Origin of the sequence: Pseudomonas halotolerans (genome assembly GCF_039581215.1) — a bacterium.
Lineage (GTDB): Bacteria > Pseudomonadota > Gammaproteobacteria > Pseudomonadales > Pseudomonadaceae > Aquipseudomonas > Aquipseudomonas tehranensis.
Genome location: NZ_JBCNTJ010000018.1, coordinates 113,535 through 131,601, shown reverse-complemented (window position 1 = coordinate 131,601; position 18,067 = coordinate 113,535). Strand labels below are relative to the sequence as shown.

16 protein-coding genes (1 of these 16 running past the window's edge) are annotated in these 18,067 nt (G+C 62.4%); 6 read left to right on the top strand and 10 right to left on the bottom strand.

Features of this window, described 5'->3' with window-relative positions; genetic code table 11:
- Positions 1-153 precede the first annotated feature (153 nt).
- Positions 154-555: a lysozyme inhibitor LprI family protein gene (locus tag AAIS01_RS21990; RefSeq protein WP_343470665.1), complete on the bottom strand. Its 402-nt coding sequence runs from the start codon at positions 553-555 to the stop codon at positions 154-156.
- A 122-nt stretch (positions 556-677) separates the two neighbouring features.
- On the opposite strand from AAIS01_RS21990, the gene AAIS01_RS21985 reads away from it, so the two are divergent.
- The gene (locus tag AAIS01_RS21985; RefSeq protein WP_343470664.1) at positions 678-1,136 is read left to right on the top strand and encodes an SRPBCC family protein; all 459 of its coding nucleotides are present in this window, start codon (positions 678-680) and stop codon (positions 1,134-1,136) included.
- A gap of 253 nt (positions 1,137-1,389) precedes the next feature.
- Here the strand turns inward: AAIS01_RS21985 and AAIS01_RS21980 are convergent, their stop codons facing one another.
- The gene (locus AAIS01_RS21980) at positions 1,390-1,713 is read right to left on the bottom strand and encodes a hypothetical protein (RefSeq protein WP_343470662.1); all 324 of its coding nucleotides are present in this window, start codon (positions 1,711-1,713) and stop codon (positions 1,390-1,392) included.
- A 180-nt stretch (positions 1,714-1,893) separates the two neighbouring features.
- Positions 1,894-2,841 carry an AraC family transcriptional regulator gene (locus AAIS01_RS21975; RefSeq protein ID WP_343470661.1) on the bottom strand — a complete coding sequence of 316 codons (948 nt, stop codon included), beginning with the start codon at positions 2,839-2,841 and terminating at the stop codon, positions 1,894-1,896.
- Positions 2,842-3,043: 202 nt separating this feature from the next.
- Between AAIS01_RS21975 and AAIS01_RS21970 the strand changes: the two genes are divergently transcribed.
- Entirely contained in the window at positions 3,044-3,781 is a 738-nt protein-coding gene (locus tag AAIS01_RS21970) for an SDR family oxidoreductase (protein WP_343470660.1), read from the top strand.
- Positions 3,782-3,790: 9 nt separating this feature from the next.
- On the opposite strand, the gene inhA is transcribed toward AAIS01_RS21970, so the two are convergent.
- Positions 3,791-4,477, bottom strand: coding sequence for an isonitrile hydratase (gene inhA, locus AAIS01_RS21965; protein WP_343470659.1), 687 nt, complete (start codon positions 4,475-4,477; stop codon positions 3,791-3,793).
- 99 nt (positions 4,478-4,576) lie between these two features.
- On the opposite strand from inhA, the gene AAIS01_RS21960 reads away from it, so the two are divergent.
- Positions 4,577-5,569 (top strand): GlxA family transcriptional regulator, encoded by a 993-nt coding sequence (locus AAIS01_RS21960; protein WP_343470658.1) that lies wholly within the window; start codon positions 4,577-4,579, stop codon positions 5,567-5,569.
- Here AAIS01_RS21960 and AAIS01_RS21955 read toward each other — a convergent pair.
- Both AAIS01_RS21955 and AAIS01_RS21950 read right to left on the bottom strand, forming a co-directional pair.
- A complete protein-coding gene (locus AAIS01_RS21955) occupies positions 5,538-6,440 on the bottom strand; it encodes an alpha/beta fold hydrolase (RefSeq protein ID WP_343470657.1) in 903 nt (300 codons plus the stop codon). The genes AAIS01_RS21960 and AAIS01_RS21955 overlap by 32 nt on opposite strands.
- Before the next feature lie 28 nt (positions 6,441-6,468).
- The gene (locus tag AAIS01_RS21950) at positions 6,469-6,846 is read right to left on the bottom strand and encodes a hypothetical protein (protein WP_343470656.1); all 378 of its coding nucleotides are present in this window, start codon (positions 6,844-6,846) and stop codon (positions 6,469-6,471) included.
- A 578-nt stretch (positions 6,847-7,424) separates the two neighbouring features.
- On the opposite strand from AAIS01_RS21950, the gene AAIS01_RS21945 reads away from it, so the two are divergent.
- Positions 7,425-7,793 (top strand): DUF6124 family protein, encoded by a 369-nt coding sequence (locus tag AAIS01_RS21945; RefSeq protein WP_343470655.1) that lies wholly within the window; start codon positions 7,425-7,427, stop codon positions 7,791-7,793.
- Positions 7,794-7,945: 152 nt separating this feature from the next.
- On the opposite strand, the gene AAIS01_RS21940 is transcribed toward AAIS01_RS21945, so the two are convergent.
- From AAIS01_RS21940 to tam, 4 genes are all read right to left on the bottom strand, one after another.
- On the bottom strand, positions 7,946-9,769 hold the full coding sequence (locus tag AAIS01_RS21940) for a glycoside hydrolase family 15 protein (RefSeq protein WP_343470654.1): 1,824 nt from the start codon (positions 9,767-9,769) through the stop codon (positions 7,946-7,948).
- Complete coding sequence (locus AAIS01_RS21935; protein ID WP_343470653.1) at positions 9,762-10,562, bottom strand: glucose 1-dehydrogenase; 801 nt, start codon at positions 10,560-10,562, stop codon at positions 9,762-9,764. Before AAIS01_RS21935 ends, AAIS01_RS21940 begins: the two co-directional genes overlap by 8 nt.
- A gap of 266 nt (positions 10,563-10,828) precedes the next feature.
- A complete protein-coding gene (locus AAIS01_RS21930; protein WP_343470652.1) occupies positions 10,829-11,962 on the bottom strand; it encodes a cupin-like domain-containing protein in 1,134 nt (377 codons plus the stop codon).
- 66 nt (positions 11,963-12,028) lie between these two features.
- Positions 12,029-12,799 carry a trans-aconitate 2-methyltransferase gene (gene tam, locus AAIS01_RS21925; RefSeq protein WP_343470651.1) on the bottom strand — a complete coding sequence of 257 codons (771 nt, stop codon included), beginning with the start codon at positions 12,797-12,799 and terminating at the stop codon, positions 12,029-12,031.
- 147 nt (positions 12,800-12,946) lie between these two features.
- Here tam and AAIS01_RS21920 point away from each other — a divergent pair, with 147 nt between their 5' ends.
- Positions 12,947-13,681 carry a thioesterase II family protein gene (locus AAIS01_RS21920; protein WP_343470650.1) on the top strand — a complete coding sequence of 245 codons (735 nt, stop codon included), beginning with the start codon at positions 12,947-12,949 and terminating at the stop codon, positions 13,679-13,681.
- Between the two features lie 302 nt (positions 13,682-13,983).
- Positions 13,984-18,067: the 5' end (the start) of a non-ribosomal peptide synthase/polyketide synthase gene (locus tag AAIS01_RS21915; protein WP_343470649.1), read on the top strand. The gene runs 8,402 nt beyond the window's last position; 4,084 of the gene's 12,486 nt are visible here — the first part of the coding sequence; the start codon lies at positions 13,984-13,986; its stop codon lies off the right edge, out of view.

Genomic DNA, 18,067 nt, shown 5'->3' with positions numbered 1-18,067 from the left:
GCCGATGGTAGTGTGGGGTTTCCCCATGTGAGAGTAGGTCATCGTCAAGATTAAATTCCGAAACCCCTATCTGCTGACGCAGGTAGGGGTTTTGTTTTTGTGCCGGAAAAAAGGATGACCTGAAGAGGTCATCCTTTTTTTTGCATCAATGGGTTACGCCCCAGGAACCGGGCAGCTCAGATCACCTTCTTCGCATTTGAGGTAGGTCTTGAACGTCTTGACCCGGGCCTTGGTTGCGGCTGTGGTGCAATTGCTGTGGACCAGCGGATAAACGCTACCCCCCTCGACTCCGGACGCAGAAAATTTGCATTCGGCGTCACGGAAGCTGATCCAGGCCCGCTGTGCCTTGACCAGTAGCTGCTTGGCCTGCGGGTCATCTTTCAGGCGTGTAGTGATCTGCTTGTACAGCTGGTTCAGCTCGTTGTCAGCGGCTTCGTGCTCTTGGGCTGCGCACTGGTTCATCGCTCCCTGGGTGGTAGCATTGGCGCAGTCATTGGCTTGAACGACGCTGACAAAAAGCAGCGGCGTCAGTCCTAGGAACAAGCGTGAGGACATGGTCGATCTCTCCCTGATGGGGTTACAAATGCCGAAGGAGTGTACCCAAACGCTGGGTCGATACAACTTTCTGGTTGGCCTCGTGGTCTTACAGGCCTAGTGTTGAACACAGGAGGTGACTCATGCATTCATCTGATCGCATTGAAAGAAAAATTCTGCTCAAGGCGCCACGCTCTCAGGTCTGGCGGGCCTTGGCCAATGCCGAAGCCTTCGGTCAATGGTTTGGTGTCGCGCTTGAGGGCAGACGATTTGTCGCGGGCGAGCGGACCCAGGGACAGATCACCTATCCAGGCTATGAACACCTCATCTGGGACGTTGCGGTGGAGCGGGTTGAGCCGGAGCGGGTTTTTTCGTTTCGCTGGCATCCGTACGCCATTGAACCGCAGGTGGACTACTCTCAGGAACCCGAAACGAGGGTTCAGTTCGAACTTGAAGACATGGATGGCGGCACCTTGCTCAAAGTGGTGGAGTCGGGCTTTAACGGGATCCCGCAGGCGCGGCGGCTTAAGGCTTTTCGTATGGACAGCCGTGGCTGGGACGAGCAGATGGCGAATATCGAAGCATTCCTGACCAAGGCCTGACCCCTCCGTGCCTGAACAATCTAAGGGTTTACGGAAGGGCTGATATAGCGAATGTCTTACACGCCATGGTTGCTATATCGTCTGTTGCGCTTTGGATCCGATGCGTAATCTGTACTCAACCACTGAAGCACAGGGAGTGCTTCAGGATCATGGACGATCGACCTTGCAAGGATGGCTATCGACAGGGAGTCGTAATGGTCTTGGAAAAACCCGCCTCGGCGGGTTTTTTTTCGTCTGCAGAAAAGCCGACCTATCAAGCCAGGCGTTGCGCCATGGTACGGTCCGAACCATCAGCGGCAAGGGCTTGCCCAGGTGTACGGTCCGAACCATCAGCGGCAAGGGCTTGCCCAGGCGTACGGTCTGAGCCATCAGCGGCAAGGGCCTGCCCAGGTGTGCGGTCCGAGCCATCAGCGGCAAGGGCCTGGCCAGGTGTACGGTCCGAACCATCAGCGGCCACAGGCTGCTGATATCCGAGCGTTTGCGTAAAGAAACGGTCCTGCTGCTGGCTCGGCAGGGCAAAGGCACTGACGCTCAGGACGAAGGTGGTAACGGCGATCAAGGAGCTGAAAGTTTTCATGGCGATGACTCCGGTCATATCAAAGGGGTTGAGTGCCAGGTCGTTCAGATGTCGCGATCTGCTGAACCCGTTGCAGCCCGGACGGTAGTCTTGCTGCATGGGTTCAGAGTAGGGGCGAGGAGAGGGGCACCGTTAGGCGGATACTGCCCTTGATTTGCCTGATTCTGTTTGTGTGCAGGATCAGGCGCGACTTGCCTGCAAGGCCTGGGCACGCAGTCGGGCGATGTCCTTGCTCGGCGAGGCGCCGAATAGACGGCTGTATTCGCGGCTGAACTGCGAGGGGCTTTCATACCCCATTTTGTAGCCGATTGACGAAACGTCGCTGTTCTCCGCCAGCAACAGCCGTCGGGCTTCCTGCAGGCGCAGCTGTTTCTGGTATTGCAGCGGGCTCATGGCGGTCACGGCTTTGAAGCGATGATGCAATGCCGAAGGACTGAGATTGATCATTTGTGCCAGGCTATCGATGCTCAGCGGCTCGGCATAATGGCTGTTGAGCCACTCGATTGCGCGACTGATGCGGTGGGTTTGCGTGTCGGGGATGGCAATTTCGTGCAAGCGCTGGCCTTGGGCACCCCGTAGCAGGCGGTAGAAAATCTCCTGTTGGGCCAAGGGCGCGAGCGTGGCGATATCGTCTGGACTCTCCAACAGCCGCAGCAAACGCAACACGGCATCGAGCAGCGGCGCATCGATGCGATCCAGGAATAATCCGCGACCGGTCCGCTGGGCCGGTACTCCAATGGGGCTGGCGTCGGCGATCAGACGGCAGATCTGCGCCGGGTCGATATCCAGACGAATGCACAGGTAGGGGTGCTCGGGGCTGGCTTCGATCACCTGACCCGCCAGCGGCAGGGTGACCGATACCACCAGGTAGTTGAGCGAATCATAGACGTAGCATTCATCCGCCAGCCGAACCTCTTTGCGGCCCTGGACGATCACACATAAACCGGGCTTGTGGATCGTGTGCAGGGCTTCAGTGGGCTGGTCGCTACGGATCAGGTGCAAGGCCTCGATGGCGGTGGGATGAACGCCGAATTCCGGGGCGAAGCGCTTCATTAGTTCCGCCAGTTCGGTGCGGCGCGGGTTGACGCCGTCCTCAGGCGCAACGTGGATGGACGTGGATACCGACATGCCGATCTATCTCCCTGGCCAAATGCGTTGACCGCGCTAGTAAAGCCGATTGTGCGCCCGACGACCAGAGGCGGTTTTATCGCTACAGGATCGTGCAAGGGCGCAGGAGGATCCGGCTAACCCAGACACGGATCTGCTCCCTAATCTGGACCTGTCAAAACGCTCCCACCGGGGGGCAATACATCCAGACGAGGAAACCATCATGTCCACTATTCAAAACAAAGTTGTGGTTATCACCGGCGCCAGCAGCGGTATTGGCGAAGCCGCCGCACGGTTGCTGGCTGCCCGGGGCGCGCGAGTGGTGCTGGGTGCACGACGCGTCGATCGCTTGCAGGCGCTGGTGCAGGAACTTGAAGCCGACGGCCAGCAGGCTGCTTGCAAAGCCGTGGACGTGACGCGCCGTGATGATGTCCAGAGCCTGATCGACTTCGCTGTCGAGCGATTCGGCAAGGTCGACGTGATCATCAACAATGCCGGTGTCATGCCGCTCTCCAAACTCGAGGCGCTGAAAGTCGAGGAATGGGACCGCATGATCGACGTCAACATTCGTGGCGTGCTCCACGGTATCGCCGCCGGCCTGCCGCTGATGCAGCGTCAACGCAGTGGCCAGTTCATCAACATCGCCTCCATCGGTGCCTACGCGGTCAGCCCAACGGCTGCGGTGTATTGTGCGACCAAGTACGCCGTGCGGGCGATTTCCGAGGGTTTGCGCCAGGAGGTCGGCGGTGACGTGCGGGTGACGGTGATTTCCCCTGGCGTAACCGAGTCGGAGTTGGCTGAAAGCATTTCCGATGAAGGCGGGCGCGCCGAGATGCGTGAATTCCGCCGGATCGCCATTCCCGCCGAGGCGATTGCCCGGGCGATTGCCTATGTCATTGAACAGCCGGCCGATGTGGACGTCAGCGAACTGGTGGTGCGCCCGACGGCCAGCCCGTTCTGAATTGAATCGTTATTGCTGTGCCAATCGCGCCGCTGCCCGTTGAGTGATCTGCGAGCGCACTCGAAACGACTCCGCTGCACGCCGGTTGGCTTCTTCCAGCACCTGGGTCGGGGCGGTGTCCGGGCTGCCGGCGTTGAACGGCGGGGCAGGGGCGTACTCGAGCTGCAGTTGGACCAGTTCGGCGGTGTCCTGGTCGAACAGTTCGGCCGCCAGGGTCAAGGCAAAGTCGATTCCGGCGGTGATGCCGCCACCGGTGAGCAGGTTGCCATCGCGGACTACGCGGTTCTTGACCGGCGTCGCGCCCAGGGTTTGCAGCAGGCTGTGATAGGCCCAGTGGGTGGTGGCACGCTTGCCTTGCAGCAGACCCGCGGCACCGAGCACCAGCGCACCGGTACATACCGAGGTGATGTATTTCGCGTTGGCGGCTTGCCGCTTGATGAAGGCCAGTGTCTGTTCGTCTTCCATCAGGGCGCCGACGCCGGTCCCGCCGGGGACGCAGATCACGTCGAGCTTCGGGCAGTCCTCGAACGTGGTGGTGGGCAGCAGCACCAGCCCGGTGCTGGCGGTGACCGGCGCCAGGTCCTTCCAGACCAGGTGGACCTTCACGTCTGGCAACGAGGCCAGCACGTCATAAGGGCCGGTCAGGTCCAACTGCTGGACTTGGGGAAATAACAGCAAACCGATCTGCAACGTCATGTCGCGTTCTCCTTTGGATGATGCCCGAGGGGTGGACGGTTTTACTTTAGAGCCGTAGGCTCTGGCGTATACGCCAATAAGCCCACGAATTACGCCAATATGCCCAGCCCACCGAAAACCGTTCATGTCCTGGCCTTCGCCAACGTGCAAGTGCTCGATGTCACCGGGCCCTTGCAGGTCTTCGCATCGGCCAACGACCTGGCCCGCCAGCACGGCCTGCCGCTGCCGTACACGCCGATGGTCATCGCTGTGGGCGGTGGGGCGGTGATGTCCTCGGCGGGGTTGGCGCTGATGGCCGAGCCGTTGCCGAGCGAAGGCAGTGACACGCTGTTGATCGCCGGAGGCTGGGGCGTGTACGAAGCGGCGAAGGATCCGGCGCTGGTGGCCTGGGTCAAGGATCATGGCCTGCGTTCGCGCCGGGTGGCGTCGGTGTGCACCGGGGCGTTCCTGCTGGCCGCCAGCGGTTGGCTGGACGGGCGTCGAGTGGTCACGCACTGGACCCGCTGCGAACAACTGGCCGAGCAACATCCGCAACTGCGGGTCGAACCCAACCCGATTTTCATCAACGACGGTCCGGTCTGGACCTCGGCCGGGGTCACGGCCGGCATCGACCTTGCCCTGGCGCTGGTCGAGGAGGACCTGGGCCGTGCGGTGGCGCTGGAGGTCGCCCGGCACCTGGTAGTGTTCCTCAAGCGCCCTGGCGGCCAATCGCAGTTCAGCGTGACCTTGTCGCTACAAAAGCAAGGCAGTCGGTTCGATGATTTGCACGCCTGGATCGCGGAAAACCTCACCCGCGACCTGGGCTTGCCGAACCTGGCGGCCGAAGCGGGGATGAGTGAGCGCAGCTTTGTACGGCACTACCGCGCCGATACCGGCCAGACCCCGGCGCGGGCCGTGGAGTTGATTCGCGTGGAAACCGCCCGCCGACTGCTGGCCGACACTGCGCTGTCGATCAAACGGGTAGCGGTACAATGCGGCTTCGGCAGCGAAGAAACCCTGCGCCGCAGTTTCCTGCGGGCCATGGGTGTGACGCCGCAGGCCTATCGCGAGCGTTTCGCGGTCAGCCTTCAAGCAGATCCAGCAATGCCTTGAGCGTGGCCTGGGGAGTTTCCTGGGGAATGTTGTGCCCAACGCCGGCCAGCACTCGACGCTCGTAAAAACCGGTGAAATGCTCGGCGTCTTCGTCGTGTTCAGGCGCAGGTCCGACGCCGTCATCGGCACCGCACAGGGAAATGCTCGGCACGCTGATGGCCGGTTGCGCGGTCAGTCGCTCCTCCAGCCACTCCAGCGTCGGGTCGCCCGGTGCGTACATGAAGCGATGGCGGTAGGAATGAATCACCACCTCGACGAAATCCGGGTTGTCGAAAGACGGGGCGCTGAGTGGATACAGCGCTGCGCCGCGCGTCCAGGTCGGCGACCACAGGCGCCAGAGCAACTGACACAGTTCGCGCCGGTTCTGCGTCAGGCCCTCGACGCCCCGGGCGGTGTGGAAGTAATACTGGTACCACAATCTGTGCTCGGCGTCAGGGTCCAAAGGCTGAGTCGATCGGGGAATGTCCTGCAAGTTGTAGCCATCCCCGGTCACCAGGCAGCGCACACGCTCGGGCCACAGCGCCGCCACGATACACGCGGCCCGCCCACCCCAGTCGTAGCCGCACAACGCGGCTTGGGGGATGGCGAGGGCCTGCATCAGGTCCAGCAGATCCTGGGCCAGCGCCGCTTGCTGGCCGGAGCGCAGAATGCTCGGGTCATTGAACTGGGTCGGGCCGTAGCCGCGCAGGTACGGCACGATGACCCAATAGCCGCGCTGGGCGAGGGCCGGTGCGACGTCATCAAAGGCCCTGGGGTCGTAAGGGAACCCATGCAGCAGGATGACCGGCTCGCCGTTGGCGGGGCCATGCTCTTCGTAGGCGATGCGCAACAGCGGCGTCACCGCAAAACTGACCTTCGGTTCCTGCTTCATGTCGACCTCCGGCGGCGCCCGGTTGAGGTTATGCGGGTTCCTGATTGACGTATTTGCTCCGATCCGGCGTGAAGGTCACGATCATGTTCGTGCTGGAGCAGGTCAGGGTGCGGTCCTGGGACAGGTCGATGTCCAGGTCTTCACCGCGCAGGCCCTGCCATTGGGCGAGGTACTTGAGGCAGCCGAACTTTTCGTTTTTCTTCAGGCTGCGACTGACACCGCCTTTCCAGCCCAGCACTGGCAACTCACCGGCCAGGCAACGTTGCGCCAGTTCGGGAAACTTCAGCGCCCGGTCGCGGCCGATTTCCCAGCACTTGATCAGGCCTTTGTCCTGACCTTCCCAGAGGTCTTCCCGGGTCAGGCCTGTTCGCGGCGGTGTGGTGATGGGGCGTTTTACATGGGTCATGTCAGATCCTTGAATCGGGTTTTATCGGGCAGCTCCGCTGCACCCTTGAGTGCATCGATCTTAGGAGGGGTTTGCGGGGCTGGCAACCTGAAACCGGCGGCAGCGATAGATGGAGAAATGTTGGTGCCCGCTTCTGTGGCGAGGGGATTTATCCCCGCTGGGCTGCGTAGCAGCCCCGAAAACGGTCAACTCGGTCTGTCTGGCAAATTGGATTGGCCTATGGACGGGCTGCTACGCAGCCCAGCGGGGATAAATCCCCTCGCCACAAGGGTGTGGAGTTCCTACAAAAAAATAGGTGAGCCGGAATTTTCTGACGAGTCGTGGCGGTTGCCGGTTCGGAAGCGGCGGGGCTAGGCTTTGCCGGTCGCTGCAAAATCAGCGACCGGGTTTGGTCGCCCGGGTTTAGAATGGCGCACGGTGCCGCGCGAGCGGCAAGCTGCTTTATGGCTGGCTGTGCGTGGGAGGGCTTCGGGCCCTGCCGGGTTTCCATTCCCTGGTCGACCAACCTGCGTACAGTTCGCCACCCTCCTGCTTGGTCGCGGAAAGGGCGAACTCCCTCTTTTGAATGGAGCTTCACCATGGTCAAGATCACCCCCAACCCCCCAAAAGCCGAAAACCTGTCCGCCTACACCACCCTCGACACAAAAAAACTCCGCGAAGCCGCCGACCGGGCGCTGAATATCCACTTGTCTCCCCCGGCCCCAGCCAAACCCGATACCCAGAATGGCCAGGTATTTTCAGTGGTCCCAGGCCTCAACACCGAATCCGTGCTGACCAGCCTCAGCGAAACCCTGGCTTCGGCCAATGCGATGGTCAGTGACCTGGCGTTCGAGCTGGAAGGCTCCCGGCGGCATGTGGCGCTGGGGGTTCAGCAGTTGATTGAACTGTGTACGTTGTTGGCTGAGCGTGCGTTGGATGACATCGAATTGGCAGAGCCTACGCGATAGTCGTTACACCCTGTCCTCTGTGGCGAGGGAGCTTGCTCCCGCTGGGTTGCGAAGCGACCCCCTTGTGTCATGGAGATTTTGCGCCTGCTGCGCAGTCGAGCGGGAGCAAGCTCCCTCGCCACAAAAGATTTATTTTCATTCACACGTACAACTCACGGCTGCCAATGCGTCTTGTCCCCACTCAATTTGCGGTCCAGGAAGCTGGCAGCGCTGATCAGTGCCAGGTGGCTCAACGCTTGGGGGGTGTTGCCCAAGTGGTAGCCGTGGCTGTCGAACTCTTCGGCGTATAAGCCCAGTGGATTGGCGTAGCGCAGCAACTGCTCGAACTCCAGCTGGGCTTTTTCCACGCGGCCGGCGCGGGCCAGGCATTCGACGTACCAGAACGAGCAGGCGACGAACGAACCTTCGGTGCCGTTGAGGCCGTCGATGGGGCTGTCGTCGTTGCGGTAGCGGTACACCATGCCGTCGCGCACCAGGCTTTTTTCAATGGCATCAAGGGTTGAAAGCCAGCGCGGGTCGCGGGCGCTGACGAAGCGCACCAGGGGCATCAACAACATCGAACCGTCGAGAGCGGTGCTGCCCAGGCGCTGGACGAAATGCTGCCGGTCCTCGTTCCAGAAGTTTGTCCAGATGTCTTCGTAGATGGCCTGGCGGGTCTGGTCCCAGCGCGCGAACGGGGCGGGCAGGGAGCGTTTTTCGGCCAGGCGGATGGCGCGGTCGACGGCGACCCAGCACATCAGGCGCGAATGCAGGAAGTGTTGCTTGTCGCCGCGCATTTCCCAGATGCCCACGTCCTTGTCCTGCCAGATTTCGCACACTTGATCGACCACGTTGACGGTGTGTTTCCAGCCTTGGTGGGAAATGGCTTCGCCGTACTTGTTGACCAGGTACACCGCGTCCATCAGCTCGCCAAAGATGTCCAGTTGCACCTGTTTATAGGCGAGGTTGCCGATGCGCACCGGCTGAGCATTGCCGAAGCCGCTCAGGTGCGACAACTCGGTTTCTGGCAGCTCCTGCCTGCCATCCAGGCCATACAGGATGTTGAGCTTGGTCGGCTGGTCGCAGCAGTCACTGACCCGGCCCCGCAGAAAACGCATGTAGGCGTTGGCTTCTTCAACGAAGCCCAGGCGCATGAACGCGTAAACGGTGAAGGACGCGTCGCGGATCCAGGTGTAGCGGTAATCCCAGTTGCGCTCGCCGCCACGGGTTTCCGGCAGGCCGAAAGTGGCGGCGGCAAGAATGGCGCCGTGTTTGCGCGAGGTCAGCAGTTTCAGCGCCAGGGCGGAGCGGTTGACCACCTCGCGCCAGCGCCCGCGATAATTCGATTGGCCGATCCAGCCGCGCCAGAACGCCAGGGTTCGTTCCAGGCAGAGGGCGCTGACGTCATCCTGAAGTCGTGGGTCGTCGATACCGCCCAACAGGAACTCGGCAGTCTGGCCCTCTTCCAGGGTGAACTCGGCCTGCGCCGCGTTGCCGCTCAGCGTCATGGCCTGATCGGAACACAAGCGCAGGGTCGGTTGTTGCGCGGCTTCGAAGAGGACGTGATCACCGTCCCGGCGCGCAGTGGTCGCTGCTCGCGCATAGTCGTGGCGCACCGCGCAGCGCATGCGAAAGGTCGCCCGGCCGACGGTCATGTGCACTTTGCGCATCAGCACCGGCAAATCATCCTCGCTGTCGCTGATGGGTAGCATGTCGGTGATCTCCACCACCGCACCGTCACTCAGCCAGCGGGTTTGCAGCACGTTGGTATCAGGCAGGTAGATCTGTTGGCGACGGGCGTGGGGCAGGTCGGGGGCGAGCTGGAAGATGCCCGCTTCGGGGGTGTCCAGCAGCGAGCAGAAAATCGATGGGCTGTCGAATTCCGGCCAACAGAAAAAGTCGACGCTGCCTCGGTCGTTGACCAGCGCGGCGCTGCGCATGTCACCGATGATGCCGTGGTTCTCGATAGGGCTTTGCGGTTCGTGATGGTTAGCCATTGTTACGAAACCCCGGATAAAGGCTCATCCCGCCATCAATGAACAATGTGGTGCCTACCACATAATCGGACCAATCCGACGCCAGCCAGACCACCGCGTTGGCGACGTCTTCCACATCGCCAATACGACCGTAAGGGATCAGCTCCAGCAGTTTTTGCTCCTGTTCGCCTTCGGTCACCTCGCGGTTGATGGCCGTGCGGATCGCGCCGGGCGCGATGCTGTTGATGCGGATGCGTTGGTGGCTGGTTTCCTGGGCCAGACTCTGCATCAGCAGATCGACGCCACCCTTGGACGCGGCGTAATTGGCGTGACCCGCCCAAGGAATACGCTGATGCACCGAGCTCATGTGGATGATCTTGCCCGCGGCCCGGGACACGCCCTGGCGAATGCCCTGACGTTCGAAAATCCGCAGTGCAGCGCGCGCGCAGAGGAACTGACCGGTCAGGTTGACGCTGATCACGGTGTTCCAATCCTCCAGGCTCATGTCGACGGCGGCGGCGTCTTTTTGCAGGCCAGAGTTGGCGACCAGAATGTCCAGCGTGCCAAACGCGTCCAGGGTCTGGGCGAACAACCGTTCGACGTCTTGCTCTTTCGATACATCGGCACCGATAGCGATGGCCTGGCCGCCGTTGGCGTTGATCTCGCGGGCTAGTTCTTCGGCCGGGCCGGCGCTGGAGTGGTAATTGAGCACCACGGCGGCACCGGCCGCCGCCAATGCCCTGGCCGAGCCCGCTCCGATGCCGGAACTGGCGCCGGTGACCAGGGCAACCTGGCGGGCGAGGGATATCTGCATGGTCTAGCACCTTGAATGGAGGGCCTTACCTGCTGACTGGTATGAGGTGCGTGGAGTTCATTTGGGTGAAGTGATCTTCACGATGGAATGACGCGCCACCCCTGGCGAACACAAAACCTGTGGCGAGGGGATTTATCCCCGCTGGGCTGCACAGCAGCCCCAAAACCTGGCAACTGTGGTGTGCCAGACAGTTTGAATGGGGGCGCTTCGCACCCCAGCGGGGATAAATCCCCTCACCACAAAGGCAGCTTGCCTCAAATCGGCTCTCACCAACCCCGCCCCGAATTCACCCAGAAATTCACCGACAACGAAGTGGACACCGACTCCACCTGATGGAACCAGCCTTCAGGCAGGAACAGCAGATCCCCGGCTTCCAGCGTCACCCGCAGGAAGGTCACATCACGGGCGCGGGGGAAACGCTGGTAGTCCGGCGCGTCAGGGTTGAAATCGCAACCGTCCAGCCCGCCTTGTGGCGCCGTGGACCAGGTGCCGAGGGCTTCGCGGTGATGGGGGGCGGCGAGGGTGAAGGTTTTCTGGCCCCAGACCTGGGCGAACAGGTTGTCGGTGTCGTCGCGGTGCAGCGGGGTGAGGGTGCCCTTTGGGCCGATCCAGATGCGCGGGGGGATGAACAGCAACGGGTCGAAGTAGGCTGGGTATTTGATCTGCTCCATCAACTGCGCCGGCAGAATGTTGTTGCCCATGTAGGCCGGCGGTTCGCCATCGGCGCCCTTGACCGCCGGGCTGTCCAGGGAAGCAATGAAATCGGCCATGGACGTTGAGCGAAAATCCCGCTCGGTGGAGAAGGTTTTCTTCACGTAGTCGCCGTGGCGGGTGATGCCTTGCAGCTCGGCAAAATGCACCAGGGATTCTTCGCGGCTGAGCTTGAACAACGGCCAGTCCTGCAAGGCATCGCTGATCACCACCGGAATGCCGTGAGGCAGGTAGCGCGCGCGAAACTCCTGCACCGACAGCTCGCTGCGCGGCCGACGTTCCACGCTGCGTTGGGTCGGCAGGCGGGCGGTGAGCTGTTCGCTGAAGCGCGGCGGGGTGGGGTAGCGCTTGTTCATGTCGACTTTTTCCACCGCGCCACCGCCGTGGCGGGCATGGTCGATGATCTGCGGCAACAACGTCGCCAGGCCCATGTTGCCGCCGATCTTCAGGCGTCCGCTGGCGAACAGCTCCTCGACGTTGGCCATGCCGGCCATGATCCCGAGAAAGTCTTTTTCCGCCACTTCGATGGTTACGTCGGGGCTGCTGTGGCGACCGGCCTGGGTGCGGCTGCTGGTCTTGACCTCGGACCAGTACGCCTGCTGGGGGCCGAACACGAATTGGAAAACACCTTCGATACCAACGGCGCCGGCGTTGGCGAACAGTTTACCCAGGATGGTTTGCAGGTCCACGGCGGTCACTCTTGTGGGTTTTAGTCTGAGCAGGTAACGAGGGCCGGGACCGGAAATTTAACCCTCCTAGCGGGTTGCGACCATGAACACACGAGGAAACGGCAGCAGCACCGTTCCATCGTCCAGGGTTGGATAAGCCTGTTCGACGGCGTTGAGGTACTGCTCCAGGTATTGCCCGCGTTGCACCTCATCCAGCGGCTCGAGAAACGGTCGTAAACCGCTGCCCTTGAACCACTCCACCACGCCTGCGGCGCCTCCGGCCAGCGGATGATGGTAGGTGGTGCGCCACACATCGACGCGGGTGCAATGGGGCTTGAGGATCGAGTAGTACTGGCTGGCATCGGCCACTTCCGTGCGCGTATCGGCTGCTCCGGCCAGTTGACTGGCCCAAGGCCCATTGGCGGCGATTTCTCGCATCAAGCGGTGGGATGGCTGGTGCAGCGTGTCGGGCATCTGGATTGCCAGGCTGCCACCCTCGGCCAGTTTGTTCACCAGTGACGGCAGCAGCGTAGCGTGGTCGGGCAGCCATTGCAGCACCGCGTTGGCGAAGATCACATCAAAGGGGCCGGGTTCGTCCCATTGGCCGATGTCTGCGGTGTCGAATGCCACTTCGGGCAGGCGCTGGCGGGCGGCCTGTATCATGTCGCTGGAGCTGTCCAGGCCGCGCACCGTGGCCCCGGGAAAGTGCTCCACCAATAATTCTGTGGAATTGCCGGGGCCGCACCCCAGGTCGATCACCGAGCGCGCCTGCCCTGGCGGGATGGCGGCCAGCAGGTCCCGGGCCGGGCGGGTGCGTTCCTGTTCAAACGTGACGTATTGTTTGGCGGACCAGCTCATGGTGTTCTCCTGTGGAGTGGATCTGACCGAGATGCTCGCCAGTATAGGGGCGTCTGTGAAAGCATGGGGGCCATCCCGCGACGCCGACTAATTCGCCGTGTTGCCACTTCGTTATCTTTCATACACGACCGATCGGAGAAAACCGCAGTGACCCAACTGACCCTGCTGTGCCTGCCGTATTCCGGCGCCAGCGCGATGGTTTACAGCCGCTGGCGGCGCAAATTGCCGCAATGGTTGCACGTGCAACCGGTGGAGTTGCCGGGCCGCGGGGCGCGTTTCGGCGAGCCGCTGCACACCGACATGGGCCCGTTGGCGATGCAATTGGCCCGGGAACTGCTCCCCACGCTCCAGGCCCCTTATGCGCTGTTCGGCCACAGCCTGGGCGCGCTGCTGGCCTGTGAAATCGCCCATGCCTTACGCGAGTTGGGTTGCCCGGAACCGGTAGCGCTGTTCGCCTCGGGCACCGCGGCGCCGACGATGCGCGCCGATTACGACCGCGGTTTTGCCACGCCGAAAACCGATGCCGAATTGATCGAGCAACTGCGCACCCTCAATGGCACCAGCGAAGAAGTACTGGCCAATGCAGAACTGATGGCCCTGACCTTGCCTGTGCTGCGGGCGGATTTTCTGCTGTGCGGGCGCTTCGAGCCGCGAACCCGAGCGCCGCTCAAATGCCCGGTGCACGTGCTCGGCGGCACCACCGACAAGGCCAGCACCGAGCAACTGATCGGCTGGAGCCGGGAAACCTCCGGCAGCTTTTCGGTGGACATGCTGGCCGGCGGTCACTTCTTTATCCATGAGCACGAGGCCCGGGTGCTAAGGCTGATCAAGGATCAGTTGAGCGTGCATCATCGGCGGCATGGGTTGGCAATCAGCGCCTGATGCACTGATTCACAAACAATCTGCTTTTGTGGCGAGGGAGCTTGCTCCCGCTGGGTTGCGCCCCGTGTAGGAGCTGACGAGTGTAACGAGGCTGCGATCTTGTCCCGGACAGTTTAGGTCTCAAGCGAAAGATCAAGATCAAGATCAAGATCAAAAGATCGCAGGCTACGCCAGCTCCTACAGCCACGGATTTCCCTCTTTCCTGACCTCTATTCTCAAACGCTAATTTTTCCGGTCTGCATTCGTTTTATAGGGACGACATGCCTTTGTGCCTTGTGCCCACTGATTCCGGATACCCAGAAATGAATGCTGAAGACGCCTTGAAACTTGCTCGCCGGTTTATCGGGTTGCCCCTGGACAAGCGCCGGATGTTCCTGGCGGCGCTGGACAAGGAGGGCGTCGAGTTCAGCGGTTTCCCCATCCCCCAGGGCGTCGAAGCCGAAGATCGCCAAGCCTTGTCCTACGCCCAGCAGCGTATGTGGTTCCTCTGGCAACTGGAGCCCGGCAGCGCGGCCTACAACCTGCCGGGGGCGGTGCGGCTCAAGGGCGCGTTGAGCCTGACGGCGCTGGAGCAGGCCTTCGCCAGCCTCGTCGCACGTCACGAAACCCTGCGTACGGTGTTCCAGCGTCAGGCGGACGATAGCCTGTTGCAAGTGCCGACCTGCGCGCCGCTGGTGATCGAGCAACAGGATTTCAGTGCCTTGCCGGCCGCCGAGCGCGAGCGGGCGGTGGCCGAGGCGGCGCAGCAACAGTCACTGCTGCCCTTCGATCTGGCGGTCGGGCCGCTGCTGCGGGTGAAGTTGCTCAAGCTCGACGAGCAGGAACACGTGCTGTTGCTGACCTTGCACCACATCGTCTCCGACGGCTGGTCGATGAACGTGCTGATCGACGAATTCATCCGCTGCTACGACGCCCATGAAGCGGGGCAGACGCCGCAACTCACGCCACTGCCGATCCAGTACAGCGACTACGCCCTGTGGCAGCGCCGCTGGCTCGAAGCGGGCGAGCAGGCGCGGCAACTCGAGTATTGGCAGGCGCAACTGGGCAGCGAGCATCCGGTGCTCGAACTGCCGACCGATCACTCGCGCCCGGCCATGCCGAGCTATCGCGGCAGCCGTCATGAATTTGCCATCGACGCCGCTTTGGCGGAGCAGCTGCGCAGCACCGCCCAGCAGCATGGCGTCACGCTGTTCATGCTGTTGCTCGGCGCGTTCAACGTGCTGTTGCATCGCTACAGCGGCCAGTCCGATATCCGCGTCGGCGTGCCGATCGCCAACCGCAATCGCGATGAAATCGAAGGCCTGATCGGCTTCTTCGTCAACACCCAGGTGCTTCGCACCGAACTCGACGGGCAGACGCGGGTTGCCGATTTATTGCGCGCAGTCAAAGAGACCGCGCTTGGTGCCCAGGCTCATCAGGACCTGCCATTCGAGCGCCTGGTCGAAGCCTTGAAGCTGGAGCGCAGCCTCAGCCATACGCCGCTGTTCCAGGTGATGTACAACCATCAGCCGCACGTGGCCGACATCACCACGGCCAGCACCGCGTCCGGGCTGGAGCTTGGCATGCTCGACTGGCAGGGCCGTACCACCCAGTTCGACCTGACCCTGGACACCTACGAAAAGGCCGGCAAGCTGCATGCCGCGCTGACGTACGCCAACGACCTGTTCGAAGCGCCAACCATCGCGCGCATGGCCCGGCATTGGTTGCGTTTGTTGGCGGCGATGGTCGCCGATCCGTCGCTACGCATCGGTGAGTTGCCGCTGCTCGACGCCGACGAGCACAACACCCTGGTGCACGGTTGCAATGCCACGGGCCAACGCTATCCGAGCGACCGCTGCATGCATCAACTGATTGAAGCCCAAGTGGCGCGCACTCCGGATGCTCCGGCGTTGTTGTTTGGCGAACAAAGCCTGACCTACGCCCAACTCGATGCCCGCGCCAACCGCCTGGCCCATCTGCTGCGTGAGCGCGGTGTGCGGCCGGACACGCTGGTGGGGATCTGCGTCGAGCGTTCGGTGGAAATGGTGGTCGGCCTGCTGGCGATTCACAAGGCTGGCGGCGCCTATGTGCCGCTGGATCCTGAATACCCGCAGGATCGTCTGGCCTACATGATCGAAGACAGCGGCATCGCGTTGCTGCTGACCCAGCGCTCGCTGGCGGCGGGGCTGCCCACTGATGGCATCACCGTGATTTTGCTCGATCAGCCGAGCGGCTGGCTCGACGGTTACAGCCAGCGTCGCCCCGAGGTGACGGTTGATCCGCTGAGTCTGGCCTATGTGATCTACACCTCCGGCTCCACGGGCAGACCCAAGGGCGCGGGCAACAGTCACGCGGCATTGGTCAACCGTGTGTGTTGGATGCAGCAGGCTTACGGCCTGGACGAGAGCGATGCGGTGTTGCAAAAAACACCGTTCAGCTTCGACGTGTCGGTGTGGGAATTCTTCTGGCCGCTGATGGCCGGTGCGTGTCTGGTGGTGGCCGCGCCGGGCGTGCACCGCGACCCGCAGCAACTGATCGAGATCATCAACCGTTACGGCATCAGCACGCTGCACTTCGTGCCGTCGATGCTGCAGGCGTTTATCCATGAGCCGGGCGTGGACACCTGTGAAGGGCTAAGGCGCATCGTCTGCAGCGGCGAAGCCTTGCCGCTGGACGCGCAGAAACAGGTCTTCGCCAAACTGCCGAACGCCAGCCTCTACAACCTGTACGGGCCGACCGAAGCGGCCATCGACGTGACCCACTGGACGTGCGTCGACGAAGGTGCCGATTGCGTGCCGATCGGTCGGCCGATCGCCAACGTGCGCACCCACGTGCTCGACGCCCAATTGGCGCCGGTGCCGTACGGCGTGTCTGGCGAGTTGTACCTGGGCGGGGCGGGGTTGGCGCGCAGTTATCACCAGCGCCCGGCGCTGACCGCCGAGCGTTTTGTGCCGTGCCCCTTCCATGACGGCGAGCGCCTGTACCGCACGGGCGACCGGGTGCGCCAGCGTGCCGACGGGGTGATCGAATACCTTGGCCGCCTCGACCATCAGGTCAAGCTACGTGGCCTGCGCATTGAACTGGGCGAAATCGAAACCCGCCTGATGCAGCACCCGCTGGTGCGCGAGGCGGTGGTCTTGGTGCAGGACGGCAAGCATCTGGTGGGTTATCTGGTGCTGGAACACACCCACCCGCACGAGCAGTGGCAGCAGGACGTCAAGGCCTGGCTGCTGAGCAGTCTGCCGGAATACATGGTGCCGACCTACCTGATGCCATTGGCCGGATTACCGGTCACCGCCAACGGCAAACTGGACCGCAAGGCCCTGCCGCAACCGGACGCGGCGCCGCAGCAGGCGTTCGTCGCGCCGCAGGATGCGCTGCAGATCGCGCTGGCTGAAATATGGCAGGACGTACTCGGGCTGGAGCGCGTCGGCCTCGAAGACAATTTCTTTGAGCTGGGCGGTGATTCGATCATCTCCATTCAAGTGGTGAGCCGTGCGCGACAGGTCGGTATCGGCATCAATCCGCGTGATCTGTTCCAGTACCAGACCGTGCGCAGCCTGGCCCTGGTCGCCAGCCTCGACCATCACAGTGCGGTGGATCAGGGGCCCATCACCGGCGCGGCCCTCCTCGGGCCGATCCAGCAGCAGTTTTTCTCGCGGCCGATGAACGCTCGCGAGCACTGGAATCAGTCGCTGCTGCTGACCGCTCGCGAGCCCTTGAATGAGCAATGGCTCGACGCGGCGCTGACCTGCGTGATCAATCATCACGATGCCCTGCGCCTGCGCTTTGTGCCTGGCGCGGACGGCTGGCAACAGAGCCACGGACCGCTGCGGCAAAGCGCGGATCTGTGGCTGCGCGAAGCCCACTCCGCCGAGCAATTGAATGCGCTGTGCGACGAGGCGCAGCGCAGCCTCTCCCTGCAAGAGGGGCCGCTGTTGCGCGCCATGTTGGTGAATCTGGCCGACGGCAGTCAGCGGCTGGCGCTGGTCATCCATCACCTGGTGGTGGACGGCGTGTCGTGGCGGGTGTTGCTGGAAGATTTGCAGCAGGCTTACGAACAACTGGCGGCGGGTGGCGGCGTGACCTTGCCGGCCAAGACCAGTGCGTTCCAGAGCTGGACCGCGCGTCTGGACGCCGAAGCGTCGCGCTTTGACGATCAGTTGGCCTACTGGAAAGCCCAGCATCTGGGCGCGCTGGATCTGCCGTGCGACCGGCCCCAAGGCAGCCTGGAAAATGCCCACGGCGCGAAGATCGAATGGCGTCTGGATGCCGAACTGACCCGACAATTGCTGCAGCGGGCACCTGCGGCGTATCGCACCCAGGTCAACGATCTGCTGCTGACCGCGCTGGCCCGCACCATCAGTCACTGGAGCGGGCAGCCGGACACGCTGATCGAACTGGAAG

Bases quoted from the DNA above. Each gene is read 5' to 3' on its own strand.
- AAIS01_RS21940 (WP_343470654.1), bottom strand. From the start codon at position 9,769: ATGGCTAACCATCACGAACCGCAAAGCCCTATCGAGAACCACGGCATC.
- AAIS01_RS21950 (WP_343470656.1), bottom strand. From the start codon at position 6,846: ATGACCCATGTAAAACGCCCCATCACCACACCGCCGCGAACAGGCCTG.
- tam (WP_343470651.1), bottom strand. From the start codon at position 12,799: ATGAGCTGGTCCGCCAAACAATACGTCACGTTTGAACAGGAACGCACC.
- AAIS01_RS21980 (WP_343470662.1), bottom strand. From the start codon at position 1,713: ATGAAAACTTTCAGCTCCTTGATCGCCGTTACCACCTTCGTCCTGAGC.
- AAIS01_RS21970 (WP_343470660.1), top strand. From the start codon at position 3,044: ATGTCCACTATTCAAAACAAAGTTGTGGTTATCACCGGCGCCAGCAGC.
- inhA (WP_343470659.1), bottom strand. From the start codon at position 4,477: ATGACGTTGCAGATCGGTTTGCTGTTATTTCCCCAAGTCCAGCAGTTG.
- AAIS01_RS21945 (WP_343470655.1), top strand. From the start codon at position 7,425: ATGGTCAAGATCACCCCCAACCCCCCAAAAGCCGAAAACCTGTCCGCC.
- AAIS01_RS21985 (WP_343470664.1), top strand. From the start codon at position 678: ATGCATTCATCTGATCGCATTGAAAGAAAAATTCTGCTCAAGGCGCCA.
- AAIS01_RS21955 (WP_343470657.1), bottom strand. From the start codon at position 6,440: ATGAAGCAGGAACCGAAGGTCAGTTTTGCGGTGACGCCGCTGTTGCGC.
- AAIS01_RS21960 (WP_343470658.1), top strand. From the start codon at position 4,577: ATGCCCAGCCCACCGAAAACCGTTCATGTCCTGGCCTTCGCCAACGTG.
- AAIS01_RS21935 (WP_343470653.1), bottom strand. From the start codon at position 10,562: ATGCAGATATCCCTCGCCCGCCAGGTTGCCCTGGTCACCGGCGCCAGT.
- AAIS01_RS21990 (WP_343470665.1), bottom strand. From the start codon at position 555: ATGTCCTCACGCTTGTTCCTAGGACTGACGCCGCTGCTTTTTGTCAGC.
- AAIS01_RS21975 (WP_343470661.1), bottom strand. From the start codon at position 2,841: ATGTCGGTATCCACGTCCATCCACGTTGCGCCTGAGGACGGCGTCAAC.